Consider the following 26,751-nt stretch of genomic DNA (forward strand, 5'->3'; position numbering starts at 1 on the left):
GATAGCCATGACTGACACCCATCCCGATGAGTTCGCCATGATCGGCGCCGCCTTGGCGGCCGTGAACGACGCGACGCGACCGGACCCGCACCCCGTCCCCGCACCGGTGAAAAAGCCCAGCATCGCGCTGATGGGCGAATTCAGCGCAGGCAAGAGCACCCTGTCGAACCTGCTGATCGGTCAGAACCCGCTGCCCGTGAAGGTGACCGCGACCCAGCTTCCGCCGGTCCGCATCTCCCATGGCTCGGGACAGGCGTGGCGCGAGGATCGCGCGGGCGTGATACACCCGCTCGAGATCGACCAGCTTTGCGAGGTCTCGCCCACCGATACCCGTCTCGTTCAGATCTTTGCCGAAGCCGAGTTGCTGACGCTCTGCGATCTGATCGACATGCCGGGGATCTCGGATCCCAACATGGATGCGGGCGTCTGGCAGGACGTGATCGGGCAGGCCGACGGCGTGATCTGGTGTACCCATGCCACCCAGGCCTGGCGCCAGAGCGAAGCCGCCGTCTGGGAGGAACATTCGGAGCGGCTTGCGAAGACGAGCATCCTTCTGCTTACACGCTGCGACAAGCTGCTGACCGAGGGAGACCGCGAGCGCGTACTCAAGCGTGTCCGACGCGAGACAGAAGGCCTTTTCGCCGCAAGTTTCCCTATCTCGCTGACCCGAGCGGTCGAGGGGCGCGATGACCCGGTCCTCTGGGGCGCAAGCGGCGCCGAGGCGTTCAGCCTGCATTTCATCGAGCTGCTTTACGCCTTGCAGGGCCACGACCCGCAAGGGGCCGGGTCCGATCCGCGGCCTGCCTCTGTCTCGCTGACCCCGTCCTGTTTGGCAGCGCAGCCCGAGTACGACGAGGTGGTTGTCGACACTGGGGAAGAAAACAGCGTCCGCCCGCAACGTGTGACACTTGAGCGCGCGCCCAGACGCGCGACCCGCCCGGTCGATGGCGAGACCCGAAGGCTGGGTCAGTTCTGACGGCGCGAGACCGTCGGCCGCAATCGGCCGGACTCCTCGGACCGGACCTGCTTCGCGATGTCGGCGATCGCGGGATGCGTTTTGGTTATGGAAGGCGCCGAAATATCGACTAGACTGCGCGCGATGGTTCCAGCCGAACGAATAAAGTCTCTGCGCAGATCGACCCCTGGATGCCGGTCGCTTGTCTATGTCGACCTCAAGGCACGTCTCGTGCTGTGCAGCGATTCCGACCTCCCGGCCCCGCCGCAGGAGGCGCTGGATGCGCTTTGCCTGCGAGGGGCACGACTGCTGAGCGGGCCGGTCTGGGCAGCCGCAGAGGTGGCGCTGGCGGCGCCGGTCGTCGAAGCCGTGGCTTTGCAGGGCGGGCGGATCGAGGTCTTCCTGCGCACTCCCGCCGCGCCCGACGAGGCGCTGTGCGGGGTGCTGGAGGATAGTGCCGATCTGGAAGCGGCGCTGAACGTGCTTTGGTCGGGCATCGACGCGATTCTGCCCGAGGACACCGCCCGCACCGCGGACGCAACCCGGCGAGGGCCGTGAGATGGGTGATCTGGACAGGCTCAACAGCAAGCTCGCAAAGCTGAAGGGCAAGGACGACGGACAAATCCGGGCAAGCGCCACTGACAGCATCGTGTCCGCCCTGCTGACCGAGATCGAGGAGACCATCCTGCCCCGCGAGATGATCCTGACCAACGAAAGCGGCAACCGCTTCGTGCTGGTCGTGGCAGGGCGCCGGTTACTGGCGCTGAGCGGTCACGGCGCGGAGGAGGAGGGATCGGAGGGCAGAGAAGATGCCGCCGCACGGATCATAGCCGTCTTCAGGGGTCCGTTTCGTACTTTCCTGGACAACGCGCGCGAGATCAGCATAGATGCCGCCCGCCCGCCGAACCGGATCGACCCCACCATGATCGGTTGCTCGGTAGAGACCCTGACCGCCGCCCTCGTCGGCCCCGGCCAGGCGTCGGTGGCCGACCCGGTCGCGGCCGCCTGCGATCTGGCCGTTGCTGGGCTGCGCCTCGTCGGCGGGGATGTCGTCGGACGCAGCGGCGATGCCGCGCACCTCGCCCGGCTGGAGCAGTTCGCTGGAGTCGGCGGGGCGGGGCTTGGTCAGTTGGCGGGTGACGACACGGACGCCCCGTGCTGTGTGTTCCTGTCCGACGCCGGACGCGAGGACGCGATCCTTGCGCGGATCGCATTCCGCGGCGCAGCAGCGCTGATCCTTGCCCCGCCCGAGGCGCGCGCCGAACTGATCGCGCTGTGCCGCGAACCGATTCCCGCAGCCGGATAATCCTGACCATCCCGCCGGGCGGCTGCCCTCCCCGCCGTGCCACCCCTTGACAGCCCTCGACGAGGGAACTAGGCCCGAGCCGTCTTGGTTCATCCGCGTCCTTGGGCGCGGGTGATGAAAAGGGAACACGGTGCGGCCTCCGGGCCCATGCCGTGGCTGCCCCCGCAACTGTAGGCGGAGAGCGCGGCTGACAACGCCACTGGGCCCCCGCGCCCGGGAAGGCCAGCCAAGCGACGACCCGCAAGCCAGGAGACCTGCCAGGACGATCACCCGGTCCCGTCGCGGGGTGCGACGCGGGCAGCGGTCCTTCCGCAGTGGTGACGCCTCACCGTCTGCGGGAAGGCATGCCTTTCCAAGGACTTGCAGTCAAAACAGGCCAGCCGGACGCACCGGCGGCCAGCGAACGGACACGGGACAGACATGATTCGCAAGACAATCGCCCTGGGACTTGGCGTGACCGCGCTCACCCCCCTTGCCGCATATGCGCAGCAAAGCCTGCTGCTGGACGAGATCACGGCCACCGCAAGCCTCGTGCCGATCGAGATCAACCGCACCGGCACCACCGTCGAGACGCTGGACGCCGCCGACATCGCCCAGGGCGGGCTGAGCATCGGACAGACCCTGGCGCTGTTGCCCGGCGTGTCGATCACCACGAATGGCGGGTTGGGGGCCACCTCGACCCTGCGGCTGCGGGGTCTTGGGGGCAGCTATATCGGCGTGCGTATCGACGGTATCGACATGACCGACCCCTCCAGCACCCAGACCGCGTTCAATTTCGGCACGCTGACCGCCGGGATGCCCGACCGGATCGAGGTGCTGAAGGGGACGCAATCGGCGCTTTATGGCTCGAATGCCGTTGCCGGTGTGGTCGACATCACCACATGGCGGCCCGATGCGCCGGGCTTCTCGGGGCGGGCCAATGTCGAGGCGGGCAGCTTCGACACCCGGGCCGCCACGGTCAATCTGGGTCAGAAAGGCGAACGCGGCGAAGTCGCGCTGACCTTCTCGCGGCTGACTTCCGAAGGCTTTTCGGCGCGTACCTCGGATACCGAGAAGGACGGCTTCGACCAGACGCAGATGGTGCTGTTTGCCGCCTATGACCTGACGGACGACCTTCGCATCGGCTTTTCGGCACTCTATTCCGATGGCACTTCGGAATTCGATCGGTCGACCGCCGATCCCAGCGGCGAGATCGACCAGACCCGCCGCGGCTTGCGCAGCTTTGCCGAGTTTGCGACGGGTGCGATCGAGCACGAGATCGCGCTGTCCTGGGTCGAGACCGAGCGCTTCGATGCGGGCGGTTTTACCCAGCGTTTCGTCGGCGAGCGCACCCGGCTGGACTATCTCGGCCGCGTGGACCTGAGCACCGATCTTACGCTGGCCTTCGGTGCGGACTGGACCGAGGAAAAGGCCACGCTGGACGGCGTGCGCTACGACGCCGACAGCGCTGCCGCGTTCGGCGAACTGCAATATGCCGTCTCGCCCGCGCTCGACGTGGCGCTGTCGCTGCGCCATGACAGCTATTCCGATTTCGACGACCAGTTGTCGGGCCGCGCCGCGCTGGCCTGGCGGATGCGGGATGACGTGATCCTGCGGGCGGTGGTCGGCACCGGCTACCGGGCGCCCTCGCTCTACGAACGCTTCGGTCCCTTCGGCAGCGCCACGCTGGAGCCCGAGAAAAGCCGCAGCGCCGAAATCGGGATCGAGAAACGCTATGGGACGGACAGCTTTGCCAAGGCCACGGTTTTCCATACGGAAATCGACAACCTGATCGACTTCGATTCCGGCACGAGCACCTATAACCAGGTGCCCGGCACCACCACCAGCAAGGGGATCGAACTGTCGGGCCGCTACGCGCTTAGCGACCGCGTCGCAATGTTCGGTGCCTACACCTATACCGACGCCGCCAACCCGGCAGGGCGCATGGTCCGGGTGCCGCGCCATGACCTGAGCCTCGGCGTCGAGGCCGGGCTGACCGACCGGCTGGACGCCCAGATCGGGATTCAGGCCGTGGCCGACCGGACCGATACCAATGACTGGCCCAACCCGCCCTCGGGCATTGCGGATTACACGCTGGTCAATCTGGGCCTGTCCTATGCGGTGAACGACAGGGCCACAGCCTATCTGCGCGTCGAGAACCTGTTCGACGAAAGCTACGAACCGGTGCGCGGCTACAATGGCGCCGGGCGCTCTGTCTTCGTTGGCCTGCGTGCGTCCTTCTAGGCTGATCCCCCTCGCCGCCGCCCTGGTTCTTGCCGGGGCGGCAGCACTGGCCGAGGCGCCGCGGCGCGTGGTCTCGATCAACCTGTGCACGGACCAGTTGGCGATGCTGATCGCGCAACCCGGCCAACTCGTCTCGGTCAGCAGGCTGGCGGCAGACCCACGGTCCTCGGCCATGGCCGAAGCGGCGCGCGCCTATCCGGCCAATCGCGGCGGTGCCGAGGAGATCCTGCTGCTGCGCCCCGACCTGGTGCTGGCGGGGCGGTTTTCCGACCCGGCCACGGTCTCGATGCTGCGCCGTCTGGGCATCGCGGTCGAGCAGTTCGAGATCACCCGCCGGATCGACGAGATCCCCGGCCAGATCCTCCAGGCCGGGCGGCTTCTGGGCCACGAGGACCGCGCCGAAGCCCTGATCGCGGAATTCGAGGCACGCCGCGCGGCCCTTGCCCCGGCGCCGGGGTCGCGGCCCGTCGCGGCGATCTTTCATCCCAACGGCTTCACCCAGGGCGCGGACACGCTGTCCGACGATATTCTTGCCCATGCGGGCTTCGACAATCTTGCAGCACGGCTGGGTCGCAGGGGGGGCGGTCGGCTGTCGCTCGAGGATCTGGTGATGGCCGATCCCGACCTGCTGATCGTCGCGCGCCCCTACCCCGCCACCTCGCGCGCCGAGGAGGTCGTCGCCCATCCCGCTCTGCATGCGACCGGAGCCGCCCTTCACCCCGAATTCACCGGCCCCGACTGGACCTGCGGCACGCCGCTGGTGCTTGATGCCGTCGCGCGCCTGGCCGAACGCCGCCGCGCCCTTGCCGGAGAGTGAGATGCCACCGCTGTCTTCTTCTTGGCCCAAATACCCCCTTGCAACGCCTGCCACGCCGACCGCCGCCAGGGAAAGGGCGCGCCCGTGACCCGCGCGCTGATGATCCAGGGAACGGGTTCGAATGTGGGCAAGTCGATCCTTGTCGCCGGGCTCTGCCGTGCGGCGCGCGCGCGCGGGCTGTCGGTCGCGCCCTTCAAGCCGCAGAACATGTCGAACAATGCCGCCGTCACCGCCGATGGCGGCGAGATCGGCCGGGCGCAGGCCTTGCAGGCGCTCGCCGCCGGGCGCGATCCGGTAGCCGACATGAACCCCGTCCTGATCAAGCCCGAAACCGACCGGGCCGCGCAGATCGTCGTCCAGGGCCGGGCCCGCGGCGCCTGGCGGGCCGCGGATTTCGCGGGCGAGCGGCCGGGGCTGATGGGCGCGGTTCTCGACAGCTTTCACCGGCTTGCGGCCAGCGCCGATCTGATCCTGGTCGAGGGCGCGGGCAGCCCGGCCGAGGTGAACCTGCGCCGGGGCGACATCGCCAACATGGGCTTTGCCCGTGCCGCGGGCGTGCCGGTGGTGCTGGTCGGCGATATCGACAGGGGCGGCGTGATCGCCCAGATCGTCGGCACGCAGGCGGTGCTGGACCCGGCGGATGCCGCGATGATCCGGGGCTTTGCGGTCAACAAGTTCCGCGGCGATCCGCGGCTGTTCGAGGACGGCTATGCGGCGATCGAGCGGGCAACCGGCTGGCGCGGCTTCGGCCTTGTGCCGTGGTTTGCGCTGGCCCATCGCCTGCCCGCCGAGGATGCGGTCGATCTGGGTGCGCCCGCGGGCGACGGGACATTCCACGTCGCCTGCCCGATGCTGTCGCGGATCGCGAATTTCGACGATCTGGACCCGCTGAAGCTGGAGCCTTCGATCCGGCTGAGCATGATCCCGCCGGGCTGCCCCTTGCCCGGCGATGCCGACCTGGTGATCCTGCCGGGCACGAAATCGACCCGCGGCGATCTGGAATTCCTGCGCATGCAGGGCTGGGATATCGACCTGATGGCCCATGTCCGGCGCGGCGGGCGGGTGCTGGGGCTGTGCGGCGGATACCAGATGCTGGGGCGGCGGATTCTTGACCCCGAGGGGCGCGAGGGCCCGGCGGGCGAAACCGCGGGGCTGGGCCTTCTGGATGTCGAGACGGCGATGGCGGCGGACAAGACGCTGACCCGCGTGGCCGCCACCCATGACGCGACCGGCGCGCCGCTGGAGGGCTACGAGATCCATATCGGCCGCACCGAGGGGCCCGACCGCGCCCGCCCCTTTGCCCGGATCGAGGGTCGGCCCGAGGGCGCGGTCTCGCCCGATGGGCGGATCGTGGGCACCTATCTGCACGGGCTGTTCGCCGAAGACGGGTTCCGCCGCGCCTGGCTTTACGCGCTGGGGCTGGCGCCCGGCCCGCTGTCCCATGGCGCGGCCGTCGAGGCGGCGCTGGACGCGCTGGCCGAGCATCTGGAACGGCATCTCGACATTGAGGCGCTTTTCTCCATCGCGGGTCTCATCCGCCGCGACGAGCCTCCCGGATAGGGGTCGACGGCGGCTCGGCGATATCGACACAACCCAGCCTTCCCCCGGTGCGCCGAGGATCGACCAGCACGCCCGATGCGCCACTCGCCCAAGCGGCCAAGTCGTTGACCGGGCGGGTCCGCGGTTGGACCGCACCACAGCGCCGATTCGCCGCTTGCGGCACAGCGCGGGCGCGGCATAGCATGCCCCCGATCCACGCGGGCTTAACGGCCCCGCACATAAGAATGACGGGGAGAGGAAGATGAACCTGAAGGCAACGCTTGTGGCGGCGGCGGCCGCGTCGCTGGGGATTGGCGGGGCCGCGCTGGCCGATCCGGTCAAGGTCGGCATGATCACCACGCTGTCGGGCGGCGGCGCGAGCCTGGGGATCGACACGCGCGACGGCTTCATGCTGGCGGTGAACCGGGCGGGCAATCCCGATCTGAGCGTGGTGATCGAGGACGACCAGCAGAAGCCCGACATCGCGGTGCAGATCGCCGACAAGATGATCCAGTCCGACAAGGTCGACGTGCTGACCGGCATCGTCTGGTCGAACCTCGCCATGGCGGTGGTGCCGGCCGCGACCGCGCAGGGCAAGGTCTACCTTTCGACCAATGCCGCGCCCTCGCAACTGGCGGGCAAGGGCTGCCACCCGAGCTACTTCTCGGTCAGCTACCAGAACGACAACCTGCACGAGGCCGCAGGCGCCTATGCCGCGCGCGCCGGGATCACCAGGGCGTTCATCATGGCGCCCAACTACCCCGCGGGGCAGGATTCGCTGGCCGGGTTCAAGCGGTTCTACCAGGGCGAGGTGGTGGCCGAGGTCTATACCCAGCTTGGCCAGACCGATTACGCGGGCGAGATCGCGCAGATCCGCGCCTCGGGTGCCGATGGCGTGTTCATCTTCCTGCCCGGCGGCATGGGGATTTCCTTCGTCAAGCAATATGCCGATTCCGGTGTGGGGCTGAAACTGATCGGCCCCGCCTTCAGCTTCGACCAGTCGATCATCCAGGCGATGGGCGATGCCGCGCTGGGCGTTCTGAACGGCGCGAACTGGTCGCCCGACCTGGACAACGAGGCAAATGCGGCCTTCGTTCAGGCGTTCCGGGCGGAATATGGCCGCCTGCCCTCGGTCTATGCGGCCTATGGCTATGACACGGCGAACCTGCTTCTGTCGGCGATGGACAAGGCCAGCGTCAGCGACGCCGACGCCTTCCGCGCCGCGCTGCGCGAGGCCGATTTCGCCTCGGTCCGGGGCAAGTTCTCGTTCAACGCCTCGCAACATCCGGTGCAGGATCTGTTCATGCGCGAGGTGGTGCGCGAGGGCGATATCCTGACCAACCGGATCGTGGGTGTCGCGATCGAGGATCGCGGCCACGCCTACGAGGACGAGTGCAAGATGTAACCGGCGCGGGCGGGTGCCGCGCGCACCCGCCCCAGCGAGGGACCGCCCCTTGTCCTTGATGCTTCTGATCGAGCAGGCGCTGAACGGCCTGCAATACGGCGTCATGCTGTTCCTGATGGCGGCGGGCCTGACGCTGGTCTTCGGCGTCATGGGGCTGATCAACCTTGCCCACGGATCGCTTTACATGATCGGCGCCTTTGCCTGTGCCGCGGTGGCCGCCGCGACGGGCAATTTCTGGCTGGGGCTTGCCGCAAGCCTTGCCGCCGCGGCCGCGGCGGGCGCGCTGATGGAACTGACGGTGATCCGGCGGCTTTACGCGCGCGACCATCTGGACCAGGTGCTGGCGACCTTTGCGCTGATCCTCGTGTTTTCCGAGGGCACACGCTGGGCCTTTGGCTCGTTCCCGCTTTATCTCGACATCCCGCGCGCGCTGGCGGGCCCGGTCCGGCTGCCCGGCGGGATCGACTATCCGCTGTACCGGCTGGTGCTGATCGGCGTGGGGCTGGCCGTGGCGGCGGGGCTGTTCTGGCTGATCGGGCGCACGCGGCTGGGCATCCGGATCCGCGCGGGCGAGGCGGATCGCGAGATGATCGGGGCGCTGGGCGTCGACATATCAAGGCTTTACACCATCGTCTTCGCGTTGGGCGCAGCGCTGGCGGGGCTGGCGGGGGCACTGGTCGGCGCGCTGCAATCGGTGCAGGTGGGCATGGGGGAACCCGTGCTGATCCTGGCCTTCGTGGTGATCGTGATCGGCGGGATCGGGTCGATCAAGGGGGCGCTGGTGGGTGCGATCCTGGTGGGGATGACCGACACGCTGGGCCGGTTCCTGCTGCCGATCGCGTTTTCCACCTTCATGGAACGCTCCCAGGCCACCTCGGTCGGGGCGGCGCTGGCGTCGATGCTGATCTACATCCTGATGGCGCTGGTGCTGGTGGTCCGCCCCGGCGGCCTGTTCGGGCGGGCCTGAGATGCGGCGCGAGACGGTTCTCAACGCGGTTCTGGCGCTGGGCCTGCTGGCGGTGCCGCTGGCCGCACAGGCGATGGGCGAGCCCTTCATCGTGACGCTGGCCACCAAGGTCGCGATCCTTGCGCTGGCGGGCGTGGGGCTGAACATCGCGCTGGGGCTGGGCGGCATGGTCTCGCTGGGGCATGCGGCGTTCTTCGGGATCGGCGGCTATGCGATGGCGGTACTGGCCGCGCCGGTGCAGGCCTATGAGCCGCTGATGACCTGGCCGTTCGAGTTGGCGGGCACCAAGTCGATGCCGGTGATCTGGGTGGCGGCGATGGTCGCGGGGGCGCTGGGGGCGCTGGCGATCGGGGCGCTGAGTTTGCGCACCAGCGGGGTCTATTTCATCATGATCACGCTGGCTTTCGGCCAGATGCTTTACTATTTCGCGATTTCCTGGCCCGCCTATGGCGGCGAGGACGGCATCTCGATCTATGTGCGCAACGGCTTTCCGGGGCTGAACACGCTGGACCCGATCCAGTTCTTCGCGCTGTCCTATGGGGTGCTGATGGCGGCCCTGATGGTGTCGTGGGTGCTGGCGCGGTCGGGCTTCGGGCTGGCGCTGGCGGGGGCGCGGCAGAACCCGGTGCGCAGCGCCGCGCTGGGCATCCGGCCCTATTCGGTCAAGCTGACGGCGTTTGTCATTTCGGGCGCGATCACGGCGCTGGCAGGCGCGCTGTTCGCCGATCTCAACCGTTTCGTCAGCCCCTCGATGCTGAGCTGGCAGACCTCGGGCGAGATCATGGTCTTTGTCATCCTGGGCGGTGTGGCGCGGCTGTTCGGGCCGGTGGCGGGGGCGGCGCTGTTTATCCTTCTCGAACATTGGCTGGGGGGGTTCAGCGAATACTGGAAGCTTTTCCTTGGGCTTGCGCTTCTGGGAATTGTCCTTTTCGCACGCGGCGGGCTGATCGGAACCCTTGCGGGGCGCGAGGTGGCGCATGACTGAGCCGGTGCTGGAGGTGCGCGACCTGCACCGCGCCTTCGGTGCGTTGAAGGCCACGGATGGCGTGTCGCTGACCTTGCGGCGATCCGAGATCCACGCGCTGATCGGGCCGAACGGGGCGGGCAAGTCCACGTTGATCGGGCTGATCGCGGGCAATCTGAAACCGGATGCCGGGCAGGTTGTCCTGAACGGGCGCGACGTGACGCAGGCGGATGTGGCCGCCCGCGCCCGGGCCGGGCTGGCGCGCAGCTTTCAGGTTTCGGCGGTGGCGGCCGAACTGACGGTGTTGCAGAACGTGGTGCTGGCGGTGCAGGGCGCGCGGGGGCAGAGCTTCCGGTTCTTCCGCCCGGCGCTGGCCAATACGGGGCTGCGCGCGGCGGCCGAGGCGCATATCGCCCGCGCGGGCCTGTCCGGGCGGCGGGCGATACCCGCGGGCGATCTGGCGCATGGCGAAAGGCGGCGGCTGGAACTGGCGATGGCGCTGGCGCTGGCGCCGCGCGCCTTTGTCCTGGATGAACCGATGGCGGGCATGGGACCCGATGGCGCGCGCGAGATGACCGCGCTGCTGGACGATCTGCGCCACGAGGCGCCGATCCTGCTGGTCGAGCATGACATGGACGCGGTCTTTGCGCTGGCCGACCGGGTCAGCGTGCTGGTTTCGGGCCGGATCATCGCCAGCGGCACGGTGGCCGAGATCCGCGCCGATCCGGAAGTGCAGCGCGCCTATCTGGGCGAGGAGCGGCTGGAATGAGCGCGCTGTTGCAGATGCGCGGCGTCACCGCCTTCTACGGCCATTCGCAGGCGCTGTTCGGCGTCGATCTCGACATGGCCGAGGGCGAGGTCGTGGCGCTGATGGGGCGCAACGGCATGGGCAAGACCACGACGATCCGCACGCTGACCCGGCTGATGCCGCATCGCGAGGGTTCGATCCGCTTTGCCGGGCAGCCGCTTGAGGGGATGGCGCCGCATCGCGCGGCGCGGCTGGGCCTTGGGCTGGTGCCGGAGGGTCGGCGGGCCTTTCGCGGGTTGAGCGTGACCGAGAACCTGATCGCCGCCGCGCGCCCCGGCCATTGGGATCTGGCGCGGGTCCATGCGCTGTTCCCGCGGCTGGCCGAGCGGGCCGGGCAGGATGCGGGTTCGCTGTCGGGGGGCGAACAGCAGATGCTGGTGATCGGCCGCGCGCTGATGACGAACCCGCGGCTTCTGATCCTTGATGAGGCGACCGAGGGGCTGGCGCCGCTGATCCGGGCCGAGATCTGGGCCGCGATCCGGGCGCTCAGGTCCGAAACGGGGCTGTCGATCCTTGTCGTGGACAAGTCGTTGAAGGAACTGGTCCAGATCGCCGACCGCGCGGTGATCCTGGAAAAGGGCCGCAATGTCTGGACCGGGGAAATGGCCGGGATGACGCAGGCGCTGGCCGACCGCTATCTGGGCGTCTGACGCCGAGGCGAGGGATACCCCCGCCCCGGCGATCTCTCAGGCGTCGTCGGCCTCATCCATGAGGACGCTGTCGGTGTGCAACTCCAGCCAGATCGCGTTCACCACGGCGAAAAGCGCGGCGAGCGGCAGGCCAAGCATCCAGGCGAAATACCACATCTTGGGGCTCCTTTCTCAGTAAACGCTATCGCTGCTGTCCATCACGTCGCGGGCCGTGACCTTGCCCCACAACACCTTGTAGACCCATGCCGTGTAGAGAAGGATCAGCGGCATGAAGATCACCGCCGAGACCAGCATCACGAACAGCGTCAGGTGCGAGGACGAGCTGTCCCAGACCGTGAGCGACGAATTCGGGTCGATGCTGGAGGGCAGGATGAACGGGAACATCGTCAGCCCCACGGACGCGATGATGCCGGTGATCGAGAGTTTCGAGGCCAGCATCGTCCAGCCCTCGCGCCGCGCACGGAACCCCAGCACGGCCAGGGCCGCCCCGAGGAAGGCCATCACGGGGGCCACCACGATCCACGGCCGCTCGGCATAGGCCGCCATCCACGAGCCGCCCCTTGCAACCTCGCTCATCAGCGGGTTGGAGGGGCCGTCGGGCGCGACCGCGCCGGTGAAGGCGTAGGCATCGACGCCCGCCGCCAGCCAGAGCCCTGCCAGCGCATAGGTGGCGATGGTGGCGAATGCGGCGTAGACGCCGAATTCGCGGGCACGGTCGGCCACCAGACCCTCGGACTTGAACACCAGCCAGGCCGCGCCGTGCATGACCAGCATCGACACCGATACCAGCCCCGCGAGCAGCGCATAGGGGTTCAGCAGGCCGAAGAAGCCGCCCTCGTAGATCGGCATCAGGTCTTCGGTCAGCCGGAACGGAACGCCTTGCAGCACGTTGCCGACCGCCACGCCAAAGACCAGCGCCGGCACGAAGCCGCCGACGAACAACGCCCAGTCCCAGGCGCTGCGCCAGGTTTCCGACTCGCGTTTCGAGCGGTACTTGAACCCCACGGGCCGCAGGATCAGCGCGGCGAGGATCAGGAACATCGCCATGTAGAAGCCCGAGAAGCTGACCGCGTAAAGCGGCGGCCAGGCGGCGAAGATGGCACCGCCGCCCAGGATGAACCAGACTTGGTTGCCTTCCCAGACCGGCCCCACGGTGTTGATCGCCACGCGGCGTTCCAGATCGGTCCGGGCGACGAAGGGCAGCAACGTGCCCACGCCAAGATCGAACCCATCGGCCAGCGCAAAGCCGATCAGCAGCACGCCCAGAAGCGCCCACCAGATCACGCGCAGAACCTCGAAATCCATGAATTCATGCAGGATCATTGGTCTTACTCCGCCGGTTGCTGGCTGGTGCGGCCCGACAGCCGCTCATTGTGCCGCCGGTTCCACGCCTCGGTTTCGGCCACGTCCATGAACGGGCCCTTGCGGATGTATTTCAGCATCAGCCCCATCTCGATGATGAACAGCACCGAGTAGAAGGTGACGAAGCCCGCCAGCGTCAGGGCGACCTGGGTCACGCTGAGATGGCTGACCGACAGCGCGGTGGGCAGCACGCCGTCCACTGTCCAGGGCTGGCGGCCGAACTCGGCCACGAACCAGCCCGCCTCGGCCGCGATCCAGGGCGTCGGGATGGCGAAAACCGCCGCCCAGAGCGACCAGCGCGGAAAGCGCATGCCGTAGAAATTGGCGCGGATGAAGAAGAACAGCATCACCCCGATGAACATGAAGCCAAGCCCCACCATCACCCGGAACGCCCAGAACAGCGGCAGGACACCGGGAATGGTATCCTCGGCCGCCATGGCGATCTGTTCGGTCGTCGCCTCGCGCGGGTCATCGACATAGCGTTTCAGAAGCAAGGCATAGCCCAGATCGGCGCTGTGATCCTCGAACCGGGCGATCTGTTCGGGCGTGGCGGCGCCCTTGGCTGCGCGGATATCCATCAGCGCGTCATAGGCGAGGATGCCGTTCAGGATGCGGGCCTCGGCCTCGATCACCAGATCGTTGATGCCGCGCATCTCCTCGGTCAGTGACCGGGTTCCCAGAAGGCCCATCGCCACGGGGATCTGTACGGCATATTTCGTCTCGCGCGCCTCCTGATCGGGGATGCCGACCAGCTTGAAGGGGGCGGGCGCCTTGTAGGTGTCCCACATGCCCTCGACCGCGGCGAGCTTCATCTTCTGCGAATGGGTGGCCGAATAGCCCGACTCGTCGCCCAGCACCACGACCGACAGCGCCGAAGCAAGGCCGAAGCTGGCCGCCACCGCGATCGAGCGCTTCGCCAACGCCTCGTGCCGGCCCTTGATCAGATACCAGGCCGAGACGCCGAGCACGAAGACCGATGCGGTGACGTAACCGGCCGAAACCGTGTGCACGAACTTGGCCTGCGCGACATGGTTGAACATGACATCGAAGAACGAGGTCATCTCCATCCGCATGGTCACCGGGTTGAACACCGCGCCGACCGGGTTCTGCATCCAGCCATTGGCGATCAGAATCCAGAGCGCCGAGAAGTTCGACCCGATCGCCACCAGCCAGGTGACGACGCAATGGGTGACCTTGGACAGCTTGTCCCAGCCGAAGAACATCAGCCCCACGAAGGTCGCCTCGAGGAAGAAGGCCATCAGCCCCTCGATGGCGAGCGGCGCGCCGAAGATGTCGCCGACATAGTGGCTGTAATAGGCCCAGTTCATGCCGAACTGGAATTCCATGGTGATACCGGTGGCCACCCCTAGGACGAAATTGATCCCGAACAGCGTGGCCCAGAACTTGGTCATTTGCCGCCAGATCGGGCGGTTGGTCATGACATAGACCGTCTCCATGATCGCCACGATGACCGACAGGCCAAGCGTGAGCGGCACGAAGAGAAAGTGAAACATGGCTGTCAGGGCGAATTGAAGCCGGGACAGCTCGACGATGTCGAGTTCCATGGTGGCGGGCCTCCTTGGCCGTTACCCGTGCGATTCCCAAAGATACACGCTTTGCGCACCTTTAGATTCGTTCTAGGTATACATTTGTGTGCGGACTTTGACCTGAATCAAAAACGCATGTCCAAGATGTAACTTCAGACCATGCGAATCAGCCGGTCGGCCCAGTCCCTTTCGGCCTTGCGATGCGAGGCGATCAGAAGCGTCGCCCGGGGCAGGAAATCGCGGATGCCCGCGAGAACGCGGATCGCGGTGGGGCGGTCCAGCCCCTCGGTGGGTTCGTCGAGCAGCAACAACTGCGGGTGGCGCAGGAGTGCCCGGGCCAGCGCAAGCCTGCGCTGTTCACCGCCCGACAGACCCGCGCCATTCTCGGACAGCTTCGCATGCAACCCGCCGCGCCCGGCGACCGTGCTGGACAGCGCCACCGCTTCGAGGGCAGCCAACGCATCCCTTTCGTCAAGTTCCGTCGTGCCCAGCGCGAGCATGTCGAAGAAACTTGTGCCCAGAAGCATGCTGCGCTGCGGCAGATAGGTCACTTCGGCGCGAAGCTGGCTTTCGGGCAGATCGCGGAGGGGGCGGCCGGAAACGAGGATCTGGCCGCGATCGGGCTGGATCAGACCGGCGGCCAGCGCCAGAACCGTGCTCTTGCCCCGACCCGAGACGCCAGTCAGCGCCACCTTCTCGCCCGGCGCGACGCTCAGGGCGAAGCCCTCGATCACGGGGTTTTCAGCGCCGGGGTGGCGATAGGCGATATTGCTCATCTCTAGCGCCGCGGTTTCGGGGCGCGGAGGGGACGCCGCAGGCGAGGCGGCGACGGGGGCGGCATCGTTTTCGGGCAGCAGGCGGCGGACGCGGCGGGCGGCATCCAGCATCCGGCCCAGATCGGCAAGGCCGCGACGCACCGGCTGCACCGTCTCGGACAGCGCCAGCGCCGCGAAGAAGCCCAGCGCCGCCTGAGCGGGGCTTATACTTTCGCGCGCCACCAGCGCGCCGCCCAGCCAAAGCGCGATCCCGGCCGAGATCGTCGTGGTCAGCGCCAGCATCAGCCCCGCCCGCCGCTCCAGCCGGTCAACCGCACCAAGGTTCTCGCGCAGCCGGGTCTCGGCGGCGCCAACCGCCGCGGTCTGGTCGGGCAGGCGGCCATAGACCACCAGATCGTCGCGGGCGCGCAACAGGTCGATCAGCCGGATGCGGAACGCCTGCAACGCCTTTTCGGCCCGGCGCGAGGGGGCGAGTGCATGCCGCCCGGTCCAGAGCAGCACAAGCCCCGTGCCCAGCGTGAAACTGGCCACGATCCAGACCGCAAGCACAAGGTCGGTCAGCCACCACAGAACCAGGAAACTGCCCAGATAGGTTGTTGCCGCCGCAATCGCTGGGATGAACAGGCGCAGCGAAATGCCGTCCAGCGCATCGACATCGGCCACCAGCCGGTTCATCGTCTCGGCACCCCTGAGCCGCGCCAGCCGCTGGAAGGGCAATCCCAGCACCCCGCGCAACAGCCGCACCCGGATATCGGTCAGGCTTTTCAGCGTCGCGTCATGGGTCAGAAGCCGTTCGCCATAGCGCGCCGCGGTCCGGGCGAGCGCCAGGAAACGCACCCCGGCCGAGGGCTGGAAGACGTTGAACGCGATGCCGATCCCGGCCAGCCCCGCCGCCCCCGCCGCGGTGATGAACCAGCCCGACAGGCCCAGCAGCGCAACGCCCGCCACCAGCACCGCCACCGCCAGAACGGTGCCGCGGATCAGGGCCGCGCGTTGTGCCCGCCAGATCAGCAGCATGACATGGAAGATATGGCTCATGCGGCCTCCTCTGCCCGCATGGCGATCTGGCGGTCCATCCTTGCGGCCAGGACCGGGTCATGGGTCGCCACGATCAGCGCCGCACCGCCCGCGACCAGCCCCAGAAGCCCCTCGGTCACCAGCGCAGCGGTTTCCTCGTCCAGATCGGCGGTGGGTTCGTCGGCCAGCAGCAGGTCGGGATGGGCGTGCGCGGCGCGCGCCACGATCAGCCGCCGCGCCTCGCCGCCCGAGACGCCCATGCCGAACTCGCCCAATTGGGTGTTCAGCCCGCGCGGCAGGGTCGTCACGATGCGGTCGGCGGCGGCCAGTTCCAGCGCCGCGGGCAGCGGCAGAGCGCGCCCCGGCCGGACCGCCAGCGTCAGGTTCTTGCGCAGGCTGCCCGACACGAAGCGCGGCTGTTGCGGCAGCCAGCCCAGCCTGCCCCGCCACGCGTCGGCATTCTCGGGCGCCAGAACGGTGTCGCCCAGCCGGATCTCGCCCTCGGTCGGCACCGCCATCCCGGCGATCAGCCGCAGCAGCGAGGACTTGCCGATGCCGCTGGGCCCGGTGATCGCAAGCGTCTCGCCGGGGCCGAGGTCGAAATCGGGAAAGCGGATCAGCCGTCCGCCGGGCGGGCGATAGGCCAGACCCCGGACCGAAAGCGTATCGGCGGTGTCGATCGGCCGGGCCGTCGCGCCGACGCCCAGGAACGAGCTTTCGCCCCGGGATTCCAGTTCGTCCAGCTCTCGCGCCACGGCGCTGGCATCGGCCTTGTCATGCCAGGCCGCGGACAGGTCACGCAGCGGCTGGAAGAAATCGGGTGCCAGCAGCAGCAGGAACACCCCCTGCGCCACCGTCAACGGCACCCCCCAGGTGCCGAAATTCAGCTCGCCCAGCAGGCTGAAGCCGACATAGACCGCCACCATCGCCACCCCGATCGCGGCGAACAGTTCCAGCACGGTCGAGGACAGGAACGCGATGCGCAGAACCTCCATCGTGCGGTGGCGCAGCCGGTCGGCCGCATCGCGAAAGCCCTCCACCGTGCGCTCGGAGGCGTCGAGCAGCCGGATATCGACCAGCGCCGTCAGCCGTTCGAGCAGCAGCACGTTCATGTTGGCAAGCTCTTCCATCTGCCGCTCGCTTGCCTTCTTGGCGGCAATGCCGACCAGCGCCATGAAGACCGGGATCAACGGTCCCGCGACCAGCAGCACCAGACCCACCGCCCAAGAGAACCAGAACGACACCGCCAAGATCACCAGCGGTACCACATAGGCGCGCCGCCGAGCGATGGCATAGCGGGTGAGGAACGGCGTCATGGCCGCCATTTTCTCGGCGGCCAGCGTGGCGGTCCGCGCGGCGGGGGGACGCGCGGAGTCGTCGGTTGCGCGGCGCGACTCGCGGGTGACCAGCCGCGCGCGTTCCAGCGCCAGCACCGTGTCTGCCGCGCTGAACGCCATCGCGCCCGCCCGGTGGTCGAGCAGCGCCCGCATCAGGCCCACAGCGATGAAGATCAGCGCATAGAGGGCCACATGGCCGCCGACCCGGTCGGGTTCCAGCATATGCCCGATCGCCAGCGCCACCGCGCCCGCCTGCACCAGCCACAGTAACGAAGCCCCGGTCGCAAGAGCGCCTGCGAGTTCGAGCCTGCTCATCACCGGGGCCGTCATCCGGGCCAGCCGCTTCGCCGCGGGATCGTCCTTCTTCGCGCGTTTCCGGCCCAAGCCCTGCCCCGCTCGTCTGTTCGCACCCGTCCCCCTGCCTTGCGCGCAAGAGGCTTGCCTGATCTTTAACAGGCTCTATGCTGGATAGAACCCGTATGTGAGATAAACCATTATCCGCGACGGCTGGCAAAGAGAACCGCCGATGAGGTTGACGACACGCACCAATATCGCGATGCGCGCGCTGATGTATTGCGCCGTGAACAGCGGGCGCACGGTGCGCAAGTCCGACATTGCCTCGTCCTGCAATACCTCGGAAAATCACATGGCGCAGGTGATCAACACGCTGGCCCATCACGGCCTGGTCAAGACCACGCGCGGCCGCAATGGCGGGCTGACGCTGAAGCGCCCGCCCGAGGACATCACCGTGGGCGAGGTTTTCCGTCATCTGGAATCGGGCGTGCCCTTTGCCGAGTGCTTCGACCCGGCGACCAACACCTGCCCGATCTCGTGCTGCTGCAAGCTGCAAGGCACGCTGCACAAGGCGATCGACGCCTTCTACCGCACGCTGGACGAGGTGACGCTGGCCGATCTGGTGACGGACAACCAGGGCCTGGCAAGGGCGCTGATGCTGATCGAGCCGGAAGATACTCGCGTCGCCAGCGCCTGACACGCGGACGGCGAGCCCCCCCGGATCGGACCGATGCGCGTGGTCCGGGCCTAGCCAGCGCCGTATCGGGCGGCTAGAACCGCTCCAGATCCCGCAACCGGAGCGCCCCGACCGTGACCGCCCCCCTTGCCTCCTCCCCGGCCACCTTCCTGCGCGGCCTGTTCGATGCCGCCGTCGCCGCCGCCGACCCGATGCGCACGGTGCCCGCGGCGCTGCCGCCGAAGCCGCCGGGACGGGTTCTGGTGATCGGCGCCGGCAAGGCGTCGGCGCGGATGGCCGAAGCGGTGGAATCGGCCTGGGGCCCCTGCGAGGGGCTGGTCATCACCCGCTACGGCTATGCCCGTCCGACGCAGGGCATCGAGATCGTCGAGGCGGCGCATCCGGTGCCTGACGCGGCAGGCGTGGCGGCGACCGACCGGATGCTGGCGCTGCTGGACGGGGTCGGCGAGGACGATTTCGTTCTGGCGTTGATCTCGGGCGGCGGATCGGCCCTGCTGATCCGGCCCGCAGGCGCCATCACGCTGGCCGAGAAGCAGAAGGTCAATGCCGACCTCCTGGCCTCGGGAGCCCCGATCGGGCAGATGAACACGCTGCGCAAGCATCTCAGCCGGGTCAAGGGTGGCCAGCTTGCCGCCGCGGCGCATCCCGCACGGATGCTGGCCCTGATGATCTCGGACGTGCCGGGCGACGATCCGGCCTCCATCGCCTCGGGACCGACGGTGGGCGATATCACCACGCCAGCAGACGCCCGCGCCATTCTCGACCGCTGGGAGATCACCCCGCCCGCCTCGGTCGCCGCGGTGCTGGCGGGCGAAACCGGCGTGCTGCGCCCCGACGATCCCCGCCTCGCACGCATCGAGAACCGGGTAATCGCGGCACCGTCACAATCGCTGGCGGCGGCGGCCGGGATCGCCCGCGCGTCGGGCTGTCGGGTCAAGATCCTGGGCGATGCGCTGGAGGGCGAGGCGCGCGCGCTGGCCGCCGACCATGCCGCGCTGGCGCTGGCCCGGCAGGCGGCGATGGCGCCCGGCGCGGCGCCCCTGGTGCTGCTGTCGGGCGGCGAATGCACGGTCACGCGGCGAGGCGACGGGATTGGCGGGCCGAACGCGGAATATGCGCTGGCCATGGCCGCGACGCTGGACGGCGCGCCCGGCATCCACGCCATTGCCTGCGACACCGACGGGGTGGATGGCGCAGCCGAGGTCGCAGGCGCGGTGATCGGCCCCGACACCCCCGCCAAGGCCCGCGCGGCGGGGCGCGACATGGCCGAGGCGCTGGCCGACAATGACAGCCACGGGTTCTTTGCCGCGCTGGGCGATCAGGTTATCCCCGGGCCCACCCTGACCAATGTCAACGATTTCCGGGCGATCCTGATCCTGCCACCGGCCTGAACCCTCGGCAGGGCGCCCAAAACCTGTGCATCCCGCCGCGCCAACAGGCGAATGCGTCGGCTCCGCCTTGAACAGGCGCACGCTCCGCGCAACTCTGGCCGGAATTGCAACAGCCGGACCGCCATGACCACACCGCCGCAGACCCTGCGCATGAAACTGGCCGATCTTGTCGGCAGGATCTATCCCGCCCACGACTGCGCGCATCTGGTCGCCCGCATCGTCGAGGCGTTCTGGCCCGAGGGCAGCCATCCGCGCAGGCGTGCGCGCATGCCCTCGAACCGGCTGTGGTCTGCGGCCGACAGCATGGTCATCACCTATGGCAACAGCATCATGGACGGCCAGCACAAGCCGCTGGACCTGCTGAACGACTTCCTGCACCGCTTTCTCGCGGACACGGTAAGCTCGGTGCATATCCTGCCCTTCTTCCCCTTCACCTCGGATGACGGCTTTGCGGTGACCGATTACCGCTCGGTCAATTCCAGCCTGGGGGACTGGTCCGATATCAGCCGCATCGCGCGGGATTTCCGGGTGATGTCGGATCTGGTGCTGAACCATGTCTCCAGCCAGTCGACATGGTTCAATGCCTATCGTCAGGGCCATCCGCCTTACGACCGCTTCTTCTTCGAAGCCGATCCCGAAGACGACCTGTCCACCGTGGTCCGCCCGCGCACCAGCCCGTTGCTGCGCGAGGTCGAGACCGCGATGGGCACGCGCCATGTCTGGTGCACCTTCAGCCATGACCAGGTGGACCTGGACTTCCGCAACCCCGAGGTGCTGCTGGAATTCCTGCGGATCATGCGGCTGCATGTGGATAACGGCATCCGCATCCTGCGGCTGGACGCGGTGGCCTTCCTGTGGAAGGAGCCGGGCACGCCCTCGATCCACATGCCGCAGACCCATGCCATCGTGCAATTGATGCGCGTGCTGTGCGATTTCGCGGTCGAGCCCGTCGTGCTGCTGACCGAGACCAACGTGCCCAATGTCGAGAACCTGTCCTATTTCGGCAATCGCAACGAGGCGCATGCGGTCTACAATTTCTCGCTGCCGCCCCTGATCCTGCACGCGATGCTGTCGGGATCGGCCCGGCATCTGCACCGCTGGCAGACCACGATGCCGCCTGCGCAGCTGGGCGGCGCCTATCTGAACTTCACCGCCTCCCATGACGGGATCGGGATGCGCCCGGTCGAGGGGCTGTTGCCCGATGAGGAAATCGGCGCCGTGCTGGGCGCGATCCGTGCCTTTGGCGGCGAGGTATCAATGCGCACGCTGAATGGCGGCGGCGAGGCGCCCTACGAGTTGAACATCACCTGGTTCGACGCGATGAAGGGCAGCTTTGCGGGCGAGGACGGCCACCAGATCGAGCGGTTCCTGTGTTCGCAGTCCATCGTGATGGCGCTGGAAGGGGTGCCCGCCTTCTACATCCACGCGCTGCTGGCCACGCCGAACGATCACGCGGGCGTCGAGCGGACCGGCGTCAAGCGCGCGATCAATCGCCATCGCTGGGATTATCCGACGCTCCTGGCCCTGCTCGAGGACGCGGACAGCCCGCAGGCGAATGTGCTGCGCCAGATGAGGCGGCGCATCGCGATCCGCCGCGCCCAGCCTGCCTTTCATCCCAACGCGACGCAGTTCACGCTGCATCTGGATCACCGCCTGTTCGGACTGTGGCGCCAGAGCCTCGACCGCGACCAGTCGATCTTTGCGCTGCACAATGTCAGCGCCGAAGAGGTCTCGGTCTCGCCCATGGCGATCAACCTGATCGGCGGCGAGACCTGGGTGGACCTGCTGTCGGGAGAGACGATCTCGCCCACCGGCCCCGACATTCCCTTTGCACCCTATCAGTGCCGCTGGATTTCGAACCGGGGCTGACAGGGGGATCGGGTTCAGGGCCGACCGCCATGCCCCTCTCGGTCGCGATCACGCTCGCGCGGGGGGCCGCGACGCAGCACGCGTTCCAGCCGGTCGGCGAAGGCGGCGCGTTCCTCGGGGCTCATCGCCGCCACGCGGTCGAGCGTCAGCCCGCGCATCAGCGCCGCATGATCCTGCACCCGCGCCTGCTGGGCCTCGACCACGGCGACCACCCGGGCATGGTCATAGGGGGCGGCCCGAAGCGCGGCCTGCAAGTCCCGAAAGCTCTGGCGCACGGCTTCGCGATTCTCGCGCAGGCGGGGTGCCTCGGCCCTGTAGGCGGCGCGCAGCGCCTCGCGGTCGGGCTCGCTCAGCGCGCGGCTGTAGGGGCCGTAATCGCCGGGCACGAACCCCGCGCGCGGCGGCATGTCGCGTTTCAGCACCGCGCCGCCCACGATCCCCAGGACCAGCAGGTTCAGCGCAAGGCTTGCGACCAGCGCCACGCGCACCCAGACAGGCGTGCGGGGCGTGGCAGCGGCCTTTTCGGTTCCGGCCATGCTCAACCCTCCGTCAGATAGGCGTCGAGGCCGGGCATCATGTCGGAGACATCGTAGCCGCTGCCCAGCATCGTTGCCGTCACCGCGTCAAACCCGCCCGGCGCGGCATAGCCGATCCAGACGCCCATCAGCCCGGCGGTCGCCAGCCCGCCCATCGCCGGCCAGCCACCGATCAGGCCAAGAATCCGGGCCAGCCCACCGCCCGTCGGCCGGGCACGCGGTGCGGGGGCCGAGGCGGCGCGCGCCTCGGCCTCGGCCATCGCGTCCGCCATCACCCGGGCCAGCAGCGCCGCCGACGGTTCCGGCCGGTCGGTGCGGGCCGCCGCGAACAGCGCCTCGATCTCGGTGTCGTTCATCTGCCGGTCAGTCATCCTCGAACCCCAATTCGCTGCGCCGCCCCGCCAATGCAGAGGCCAGCGCCCTCTTGCCCCGGGCGGTCAGGCTTTCGACCGCCTCGACGCCGATCTCCATGATCCCGGCGATCTCGGGGTTGGACAGCCCCTCGATATGGCGCAGGATCACCGCCTGCCGCTGCCGCTCGGGCAGCGCGGCCAGCGCCGCATCCAGCGCATCGACCCGTGCCTGCGCGATCATCCGCGCCTCGACGCCCGGCGCATCGTCCTCGGGCTCGGGCACCTCGTCCAGCCCCTGCCCGCGCCGCCGCCGCAGCCGGTCGGTGCACAGATTGGTGACGACACGGTACAGCCATGTCGTCACTTTGGCCTCGCCCATGCGCCACTCGGGCGCGATCCGCCAGAGCCGCAACATCGCCTCCTGCGCGACGTCCTCGGCCTCGGCCGCATCGCGCAGAAGCCGCGCGGCATAGCCCAGGGCGCGCGGCGTCAGCCGCAGCGTCAGGGCACGCGCCGCCCGCGCGTCGCCCCGGCCATAGGCCACAAGCAAGACCTCGTCGGACTCGCCGCTCTCGGCATCGAAAGGCATCAGCATCCTTGCTCCGGCCTAGCGCCTGATGCGGCGCACGGCAATCGCGACGGGGCACCGAAGGCCCCGCCGCGGCCTCTTTCAGCGCGTGGCCCGCCGGGCCCCGACGCGGTCGCCGAACCGTTCCGCCGCGGCGTCGAACTCTTCCTTGCTGATCACGCCATCGCCATCGGTGTCGATCCGGTCGAAGATCATCTGCGGACCGGGTCGTGCGGCCAGTTCCTCGGCGCTGAGCATGCCGTCGCCATCGGCGTCCAGCATCTCGACCAGGGACCGGGCGCGGTCGGCGCGTTCCTCATCCGTCAGCCGCGGATCTCCGAAGCCGCCATAACCCATCGGCCCCGAGCCATCCATGCCGCCGAACATGCCATAGCCGCCGCCCTGCATTCCCGGCCCCGCGCCGTAGTGGTAACCACCCTTCCGGCCATTCCCGCGCCAGTCGCGATCCCCCCGGCCGCGCGGCCCGGACATCTCGGCGCGGCGTGGCGCCGGACCCAGATTCTGCGCATCTTCGGCGGAAATCAGGCCGTCGCCATCGACATCCAGTTCGGCGAACCGTGCCCGCGCCCGCGCGGTGAACTCGTCCAGGCTGATCGCGCCGTCGCCATCCGCATCGAACCGCTGGAACAATGCCGCACCGCGCGTCCCCGCCGCGGCCGCGCCCTGCGCTGCCCCGGCCTGCTGCCCGGCACCGCCCTGCTGCGCGGCTGCGGGAACCGCGAAAACCAGCATCGCCGCCGCGCCAAGCGCCAAAATCGAAACGCGCCCTTTTCCGTCCGTCATGGAACTTCTCCTTGTTCGTGTCTCTTGCCTGTGACCTCGGGGCGTTTGCGCCCATCGTCGAACCTATTACGGACAAGCCCCGGGGTTCCGTCGCGACGACGCAGGAGTTTTTGCGACATCCCGCCGCAAGGACAGTCGGTCCTCTTTCAACCACATGCGGAGTCACTAGCTTGAGACTGCACGCAAAGCCGGAGGCGTGCCCAACATGACCGCAACTGATCACTCGATGTTCGACATGCACCCGAGGCCCATCGGCACAGCGATTCTGCGCGGCTGGTGCAAGCGCTGCCCCAATTGCGGCGCGGGCCCGATGATGTCGGGCTATCTGAGCGTGCGCGAGCACTGCCCGGTCTGCATGGAAGAATTGCACCACTACCATTCCGATGACGGGCCGGTCTATCTGACCGTTCTGATCGTGGCCTTCCTGGCCTCGCCCCTTGTTCTCTGGGCGCATCTGGCCTTCCAGCCCGATCCCTTGGTTCTGGCCTCGGTTTTCACCATTGGCTGCATCGGGCTGGCGCTATACCTTCTGCCCAGGCTGAAGGGTGTGATGGTGGCGTTGCAATGGGCCAGGAGGATGCACGGATTCGGGAGCGGGACCTGACGGACCCGCCGATCCGCGACGCGGCAACGGTGATCGTGCTGCGCGATGCCGACACGGCGCCCCGGGTGCTGATGGGCCAGCGCGGCGCCTCGGCCGCCTTCATGCCGAACAAGTTCGTCTTTCCCGGCGGCGCGGTCGATCCGGTGGACGCGACGGTGCCCCTGGCGCATCCCCTCGCCCCCGGCTGCGCGGCGCGACTGTGCGCCGAGGCGGATCCTGCACTGGCCCCCGCGCTGGTCGCGGCCGGCATTCGCGAGTTGTGGGAGGAAACCGGCCTGATCCTCGGCCGCCCCGGCAGCTGGGAAAGCCCCGCACCCAGGGGCTGGCGGGGATTCTCGGAAACCGGACATCTGCCCACCGCAGAGGGGCTGCATTTCATCTTTCGCGCGATCACCCCGCCCGGCCGCCCGCGCCGCTTCGATGCGCGCTTTTTCCTGGTCGAGGCCGAGGCGGTGGCGAACGATCTCGACGATTTCTCGCGCGCCGAGGACGAGCTGGGGCTTCTGCAATGGATCCCGCTGGCCGAGGTGCGCGGCTTCAACCTGCCCTTCATCACCGAAGTCGTTCTGGCCGAGGTCGCGGGGCTTCTGAAATCCGGCCTCGCACCTGCCAGCGTGCCCTTCTTCGACAACCGCAGCGCGCGGTCGAGTTTTGCTCGACTCCAGTAGGGCCAAAGCCCTGTCCCGGACATGAACCTGTCTGAGAAAAGCGGGCAGCGTTTCCATCACGTTCAAAGGCTTTCATTCGATGGTGGAGGAACCTTGGACGCAGCGCGACGAATGCAGGCTTTCGGACCCATCGAAGCTGCCGATGCTCTTGTGGCGGTCTGCTTGCTCGATCAAGCGCGGATCCTTCCGCGTTGCGTCCTTCCAGAAGGGCTCCGAGGTTCTTGCCACGGTCGCCATGCAGGACACCGTGGAACACTCGGCCGACGGCCGCATCCGCAGGGTTTTCGCCCTTGTCGGCGCTCTCTTGCATCTGATCGTCAGCTTCTCCCGGTCCCCGACCAGGCGTGAGAACGATCGCCCGCATGCCGGGAAGCCTCCTGATCGAGTTCTTGAGGCTGCCATGTGGAGGCGATCATACACAAACATGCCCGCCAGACCGCTTGACAACCCCCGCGCCATGGGTCACATGAGCGCCCATCGGGGCCGTAGCTCAGCTGGGAGAGCGCGTCGTTCGCAATGACGAGGTCAGGGGTTCGATCCCCCTCGGCTCCACCAAATCCAACTACTCAAGCGATTGGAATTGAGTAAAAAAGCGGACTTCCGCTCTTTCTGCCCCACCATCGAGCCCGCCACGGGGTTCCATTTGGGGGCGTGACAGGCGGTCGCGGGCTGCCGCGGCTGCCCGGCCTCCCGCACAAGGATGCGAGCGATCCAGCCCGAGTCGGCTGGCGGGAAGAAGGCCCCCCGGGGGGCTCGCGCGAGGGGGGAAATCGTGCGCCGCGCCCGACCCACTCCACCACCCAGTTCGCGAGTTTTCATTTTTCTTCATCCGTGCAGGCTACCGGCGTCGGAATCTGGGGGCTTTCCATGCTTGTTCTGCTGCTACTGGCTTCGGTCTTTCCACTCTTGGGCTGCCAATCGATGACAATCAAGGAAGGGTACCCGATCTATCTCTCGGAGACGCTACGGCCCGCCACAGAGGCATGCGTCTCTACCTACTACGAAGAGCGGGCGAAGGCGGTCGACGGAACCGTCACGCAGTGTAGACCGGTTGGAAACAGCATGTCCTGTGTGACCTCCTGAGCGCACAAGTGCATGCCGCGCCGCGCCTCTCGGCCGTAGTCTGAGGACATATCGAACGTCACGCGCTTGCCCCGACCCTCCGCCCGCATGTCCGCCAAACTCCGCGAGGCGATCCGCCTCCGGGTCACTGAGGGCCTGTCGATCGTTGATGCCTGCGCCCGTGTCGGCATGCGCCCGCAGGGGTTCCACACGGCCATGAAGCGCCCCGCGG

Annotated in this window: 26 protein-coding genes, 1 tRNA gene and 1 riboswitch; of the genes, 17 read left to right on the forward strand and 10 right to left on the reverse strand. The window is 68.0% G+C overall.

The features are described 5' to 3' along the window. Window positions 1-7 precede the first annotated feature (7 nt). From EV216_RS00875 to EV216_RS00925, 11 genes are all read left to right on the forward strand, one after another. Window positions 8-976 carry a dynamin family protein gene (locus EV216_RS00875; RefSeq protein ID WP_243641923.1) on the forward strand — a complete coding sequence of 323 codons (969 nt, stop codon included), beginning with the start codon at window positions 8-10 and terminating at the stop codon, window positions 974-976. 210 nt (window positions 977-1,186) lie between these two features. Beyond that, window positions 1,187-1,513: a hypothetical protein gene (locus tag EV216_RS00880; protein ID WP_132693167.1), complete on the forward strand. Its 327-nt coding sequence runs from the start codon at window positions 1,187-1,189 to the stop codon at window positions 1,511-1,513. 1 nt (window position 1,514) lies between these two features. After that, a complete protein-coding gene (locus EV216_RS00885; protein WP_132693168.1) occupies window positions 1,515-2,261 on the forward strand; it encodes a hypothetical protein in 747 nt (248 codons plus the stop codon). Window positions 2,262-2,329: 68 nt separating this feature from the next. Then, window positions 2,330-2,537: riboswitch (cobalamin riboswitch) on the forward strand. Window positions 2,538-2,681: 144 nt separating this feature from the next. Next, the gene (locus EV216_RS00890; protein WP_132693169.1) at window positions 2,682-4,484 is read left to right on the forward strand and encodes a TonB-dependent receptor plug domain-containing protein; all 1,803 of its coding nucleotides are present in this window, start codon (window positions 2,682-2,684) and stop codon (window positions 4,482-4,484) included. Beyond that, window positions 4,471-5,301, forward strand: coding sequence for an ABC transporter substrate-binding protein (locus EV216_RS00895; RefSeq protein WP_165899102.1), 831 nt, complete (start codon window positions 4,471-4,473; stop codon window positions 5,299-5,301). Before EV216_RS00890 ends, EV216_RS00895 begins: the two co-directional genes overlap by 14 nt. 99 nt (window positions 5,302-5,400) lie before the next feature. Continuing rightward, window positions 5,401-6,861 (forward strand): cobyric acid synthase, encoded by a 1,461-nt coding sequence (locus EV216_RS00900; protein ID WP_132693225.1) that lies wholly within the window; start codon window positions 5,401-5,403, stop codon window positions 6,859-6,861. 241 nt (window positions 6,862-7,102) lie between these two features. Further along, complete coding sequence (locus tag EV216_RS00905; RefSeq protein ID WP_207893954.1) at window positions 7,103-8,245, forward strand: ABC transporter substrate-binding protein; 1,143 nt, start codon at window positions 7,103-7,105, stop codon at window positions 8,243-8,245. A 49-nt stretch (window positions 8,246-8,294) separates the two neighbouring features. Next, entirely contained in the window at window positions 8,295-9,212 is a 918-nt protein-coding gene (locus EV216_RS00910) for a branched-chain amino acid ABC transporter permease (RefSeq protein WP_132693171.1), read from the forward strand. A gap of 1 nt (window position 9,213) precedes the next feature. Beyond that, window positions 9,214-10,197 carry a branched-chain amino acid ABC transporter permease gene (locus tag EV216_RS00915; RefSeq protein WP_132693172.1) on the forward strand — a complete coding sequence of 328 codons (984 nt, stop codon included), beginning with the start codon at window positions 9,214-9,216 and terminating at the stop codon, window positions 10,195-10,197. Continuing rightward, window positions 10,190-10,945 carry an ABC transporter ATP-binding protein gene (locus EV216_RS00920; protein WP_132693173.1) on the forward strand — a complete coding sequence of 252 codons (756 nt, stop codon included), beginning with the start codon at window positions 10,190-10,192 and terminating at the stop codon, window positions 10,943-10,945. The genes EV216_RS00915 and EV216_RS00920 overlap by 8 nt, the downstream gene beginning before the upstream one ends. After that, on the forward strand, window positions 10,942-11,634 hold the full coding sequence (locus EV216_RS00925) for an ABC transporter ATP-binding protein (protein WP_132693174.1): 693 nt from the start codon (window positions 10,942-10,944) through the stop codon (window positions 11,632-11,634). The genes EV216_RS00920 and EV216_RS00925 overlap by 4 nt, the downstream gene beginning before the upstream one ends. A 36-nt stretch (window positions 11,635-11,670) precedes the next feature. On the opposite strand, the gene cydX is transcribed toward EV216_RS00925, so the two are convergent. The 5 genes from cydX to cydD all read right to left on the reverse strand — a co-directional run bounded on the left by cydX (window position 11,671) and on the right by cydD (window position 18,057). Then, complete coding sequence (gene cydX / locus EV216_RS00930) at window positions 11,671-11,790, reverse strand: cytochrome bd-I oxidase subunit CydX (protein WP_132693175.1); 120 nt, start codon at window positions 11,788-11,790, stop codon at window positions 11,671-11,673. A gap of 15 nt (window positions 11,791-11,805) precedes the next feature. Beyond that, on the reverse strand, window positions 11,806-12,957 hold the full coding sequence (cydB, locus tag EV216_RS00935) for a cytochrome d ubiquinol oxidase subunit II (protein ID WP_132693176.1): 1,152 nt from the start codon (window positions 12,955-12,957) through the stop codon (window positions 11,806-11,808). Window positions 12,958-12,962: 5 nt separating this feature from the next. Then, a complete protein-coding gene (locus EV216_RS00940; RefSeq protein WP_132693177.1) occupies window positions 12,963-14,561 on the reverse strand; it encodes a cytochrome ubiquinol oxidase subunit I in 1,599 nt (532 codons plus the stop codon). A gap of 134 nt (window positions 14,562-14,695) precedes the next feature. After that, window positions 14,696-16,357, reverse strand: a complete 1,662-nt coding sequence (locus EV216_RS00945) for an amino acid ABC transporter ATP-binding/permease protein (RefSeq protein WP_132693178.1) — start codon at window positions 16,355-16,357, stop codon at window positions 14,696-14,698. Beyond that, window positions 16,354-18,057: a thiol reductant ABC exporter subunit CydD gene (cydD, locus tag EV216_RS00950; RefSeq protein ID WP_207893955.1), complete on the reverse strand. Its 1,704-nt coding sequence runs from the start codon at window positions 18,055-18,057 to the stop codon at window positions 16,354-16,356. The genes EV216_RS00945 and cydD overlap by 4 nt, the downstream gene beginning before the upstream one ends. A 142-nt stretch (window positions 18,058-18,199) precedes the next feature. Here cydD and EV216_RS00955 point away from each other — a divergent pair, with 142 nt between their 5' ends. The 3 genes from EV216_RS00955 to EV216_RS00965 all read left to right on the forward strand — a co-directional run bounded on the left by EV216_RS00955 (window position 18,200) and on the right by EV216_RS00965 (window position 21,924). Beyond that, window positions 18,200-18,664: an RrF2 family transcriptional regulator gene (locus tag EV216_RS00955; RefSeq protein ID WP_132693179.1), complete on the forward strand. Its 465-nt coding sequence runs from the start codon at window positions 18,200-18,202 to the stop codon at window positions 18,662-18,664. Window positions 18,665-18,777: 113 nt separating this feature from the next. Beyond that, window positions 18,778-20,055, forward strand: a complete 1,278-nt coding sequence (locus EV216_RS00960; RefSeq protein WP_279388174.1) for a glycerate kinase type-2 family protein — start codon at window positions 18,778-18,780, stop codon at window positions 20,053-20,055. 123 nt (window positions 20,056-20,178) lie between these two features. Next, window positions 20,179-21,924, forward strand: a complete 1,746-nt coding sequence (locus EV216_RS00965; RefSeq protein ID WP_207893956.1) for a sugar phosphorylase — start codon at window positions 20,179-20,181, stop codon at window positions 21,922-21,924. 14 nt (window positions 21,925-21,938) lie between these two features. On the opposite strand, the gene EV216_RS00970 is transcribed toward EV216_RS00965, so the two are convergent. From EV216_RS00970 to EV216_RS00985, 4 genes are all read right to left on the reverse strand, one after another. Then, window positions 21,939-22,460, reverse strand: coding sequence for a periplasmic heavy metal sensor (locus EV216_RS00970; RefSeq protein WP_132693180.1), 522 nt, complete (start codon window positions 22,458-22,460; stop codon window positions 21,939-21,941). Between the two features lie 2 nt (window positions 22,461-22,462). Next, window positions 22,463-22,831 (reverse strand): hypothetical protein, encoded by a 369-nt coding sequence (locus EV216_RS00975; protein WP_132693181.1) that lies wholly within the window; start codon window positions 22,829-22,831, stop codon window positions 22,463-22,465. Beyond that, window positions 22,824-23,408, reverse strand: coding sequence for an RNA polymerase sigma factor (locus EV216_RS00980; protein ID WP_132693182.1), 585 nt, complete (start codon window positions 23,406-23,408; stop codon window positions 22,824-22,826). Before EV216_RS00980 ends, EV216_RS00975 begins: the two co-directional genes overlap by 8 nt. 75 nt (window positions 23,409-23,483) lie before the next feature. After that, the gene (locus tag EV216_RS00985) at window positions 23,484-24,185 is read right to left on the reverse strand and encodes an EF-hand domain-containing protein (protein ID WP_132693183.1); all 702 of its coding nucleotides are present in this window, start codon (window positions 24,183-24,185) and stop codon (window positions 23,484-23,486) included. A 205-nt stretch (window positions 24,186-24,390) separates the two neighbouring features. On the opposite strand from EV216_RS00985, the gene EV216_RS00990 reads away from it, so the two are divergent. Beyond that, window positions 24,391-24,789, forward strand: a complete 399-nt coding sequence (locus EV216_RS00990) for a DUF983 domain-containing protein (protein WP_132693184.1) — start codon at window positions 24,391-24,393, stop codon at window positions 24,787-24,789. Next, window positions 24,750-25,457 (forward strand): NUDIX hydrolase, encoded by a 708-nt coding sequence (locus EV216_RS00995; RefSeq protein WP_132693185.1) that lies wholly within the window; start codon window positions 24,750-24,752, stop codon window positions 25,455-25,457. Before EV216_RS00990 ends, EV216_RS00995 begins: the two co-directional genes overlap by 40 nt. Window positions 25,458-25,529: 72 nt before the next feature. On the opposite strand, the gene EV216_RS18100 is transcribed toward EV216_RS00995, so the two are convergent. Beyond that, window positions 25,530-25,694, reverse strand: a complete 165-nt coding sequence (locus tag EV216_RS18100) for a hypothetical protein (RefSeq protein WP_165899103.1) — start codon at window positions 25,692-25,694, stop codon at window positions 25,530-25,532. A 242-nt stretch (window positions 25,695-25,936) separates the two neighbouring features. Here EV216_RS18100 and EV216_RS01000 point away from each other — a divergent pair. Next, a tRNA-Ala gene (locus tag EV216_RS01000) sits at window positions 25,937-26,012 on the forward strand. The last annotated feature ends 739 nt before the right edge of the window (window positions 26,013-26,751 follow it).

Source organism: Rhodovulum steppense (genome assembly GCF_004339675.1).
GTDB lineage: Bacteria > Pseudomonadota > Alphaproteobacteria > Rhodobacterales > Rhodobacteraceae > Rhodovulum > Rhodovulum steppense.

What these genes read in the sequence shown, in the direction of transcription:
- EV216_RS00990 (WP_132693184.1), top strand. Translation starts at nt 24,391, where the DNA reads ATGACCGCAACTGATCACTCGATGTTCGACATGCACCCGAGGCCCATC.
- EV216_RS00925 (WP_132693174.1), top strand. Translation starts at nt 10,942, where the DNA reads ATGAGCGCGCTGTTGCAGATGCGCGGCGTCACCGCCTTCTACGGCCAT.
- EV216_RS00920 (WP_132693173.1), top strand. Translation starts at nt 10,190, where the DNA reads ATGACTGAGCCGGTGCTGGAGGTGCGCGACCTGCACCGCGCCTTCGGT.
- EV216_RS00915 (WP_132693172.1), top strand. Translation starts at nt 9,214, where the DNA reads ATGCGGCGCGAGACGGTTCTCAACGCGGTTCTGGCGCTGGGCCTGCTG.
- EV216_RS00970 (WP_132693180.1), bottom strand. Translation starts at nt 22,460, where the DNA reads ATGGCCGGAACCGAAAAGGCCGCTGCCACGCCCCGCACGCCTGTCTGG.
- EV216_RS18100 (WP_165899103.1), bottom strand. Translation starts at nt 25,694, where the DNA reads ATGGCGACCGTGGCAAGAACCTCGGAGCCCTTCTGGAAGGACGCAACG.
- EV216_RS00875 (WP_243641923.1), top strand. Translation starts at nt 8, where the DNA reads ATGACTGACACCCATCCCGATGAGTTCGCCATGATCGGCGCCGCCTTG.
- EV216_RS00965 (WP_207893956.1), top strand. Translation starts at nt 20,179, where the DNA reads ATGACCACACCGCCGCAGACCCTGCGCATGAAACTGGCCGATCTTGTC.
- EV216_RS00885 (WP_132693168.1), top strand. Translation starts at nt 1,515, where the DNA reads ATGGGTGATCTGGACAGGCTCAACAGCAAGCTCGCAAAGCTGAAGGGC.
- EV216_RS00975 (WP_132693181.1), bottom strand. Translation starts at nt 22,831, where the DNA reads ATGACTGACCGGCAGATGAACGACACCGAGATCGAGGCGCTGTTCGCG.
- EV216_RS00985 (WP_132693183.1), bottom strand. Translation starts at nt 24,185, where the DNA reads ATGACGGACGGAAAAGGGCGCGTTTCGATTTTGGCGCTTGGCGCGGCG.
- EV216_RS00980 (WP_132693182.1), bottom strand. Translation starts at nt 23,408, where the DNA reads ATGCTGATGCCTTTCGATGCCGAGAGCGGCGAGTCCGACGAGGTCTTG.
- cydB (WP_132693176.1), bottom strand. Translation starts at nt 12,957, where the DNA reads ATGATCCTGCATGAATTCATGGATTTCGAGGTTCTGCGCGTGATCTGG.
- EV216_RS00955 (WP_132693179.1), top strand. Translation starts at nt 18,200, where the DNA reads ATGAGGTTGACGACACGCACCAATATCGCGATGCGCGCGCTGATGTAT.
- EV216_RS00905 (WP_207893954.1), top strand. Translation starts at nt 7,103, where the DNA reads ATGAACCTGAAGGCAACGCTTGTGGCGGCGGCGGCCGCGTCGCTGGGG.
- EV216_RS00900 (WP_132693225.1), top strand. Translation starts at nt 5,401, where the DNA reads ATGATCCAGGGAACGGGTTCGAATGTGGGCAAGTCGATCCTTGTCGCC.
- EV216_RS00890 (WP_132693169.1), top strand. Translation starts at nt 2,682, where the DNA reads ATGATTCGCAAGACAATCGCCCTGGGACTTGGCGTGACCGCGCTCACC.
- cydX (WP_132693175.1), bottom strand. Translation starts at nt 11,790, where the DNA reads ATGTGGTATTTCGCCTGGATGCTTGGCCTGCCGCTCGCCGCGCTTTTC.
- EV216_RS00995 (WP_132693185.1), top strand. Translation starts at nt 24,750, where the DNA reads ATGGGCCAGGAGGATGCACGGATTCGGGAGCGGGACCTGACGGACCCG.
- EV216_RS00945 (WP_132693178.1), bottom strand. Translation starts at nt 16,357, where the DNA reads ATGAGCCATATCTTCCATGTCATGCTGCTGATCTGGCGGGCACAACGC.
- EV216_RS00940 (WP_132693177.1), bottom strand. Translation starts at nt 14,561, where the DNA reads ATGGAACTCGACATCGTCGAGCTGTCCCGGCTTCAATTCGCCCTGACA.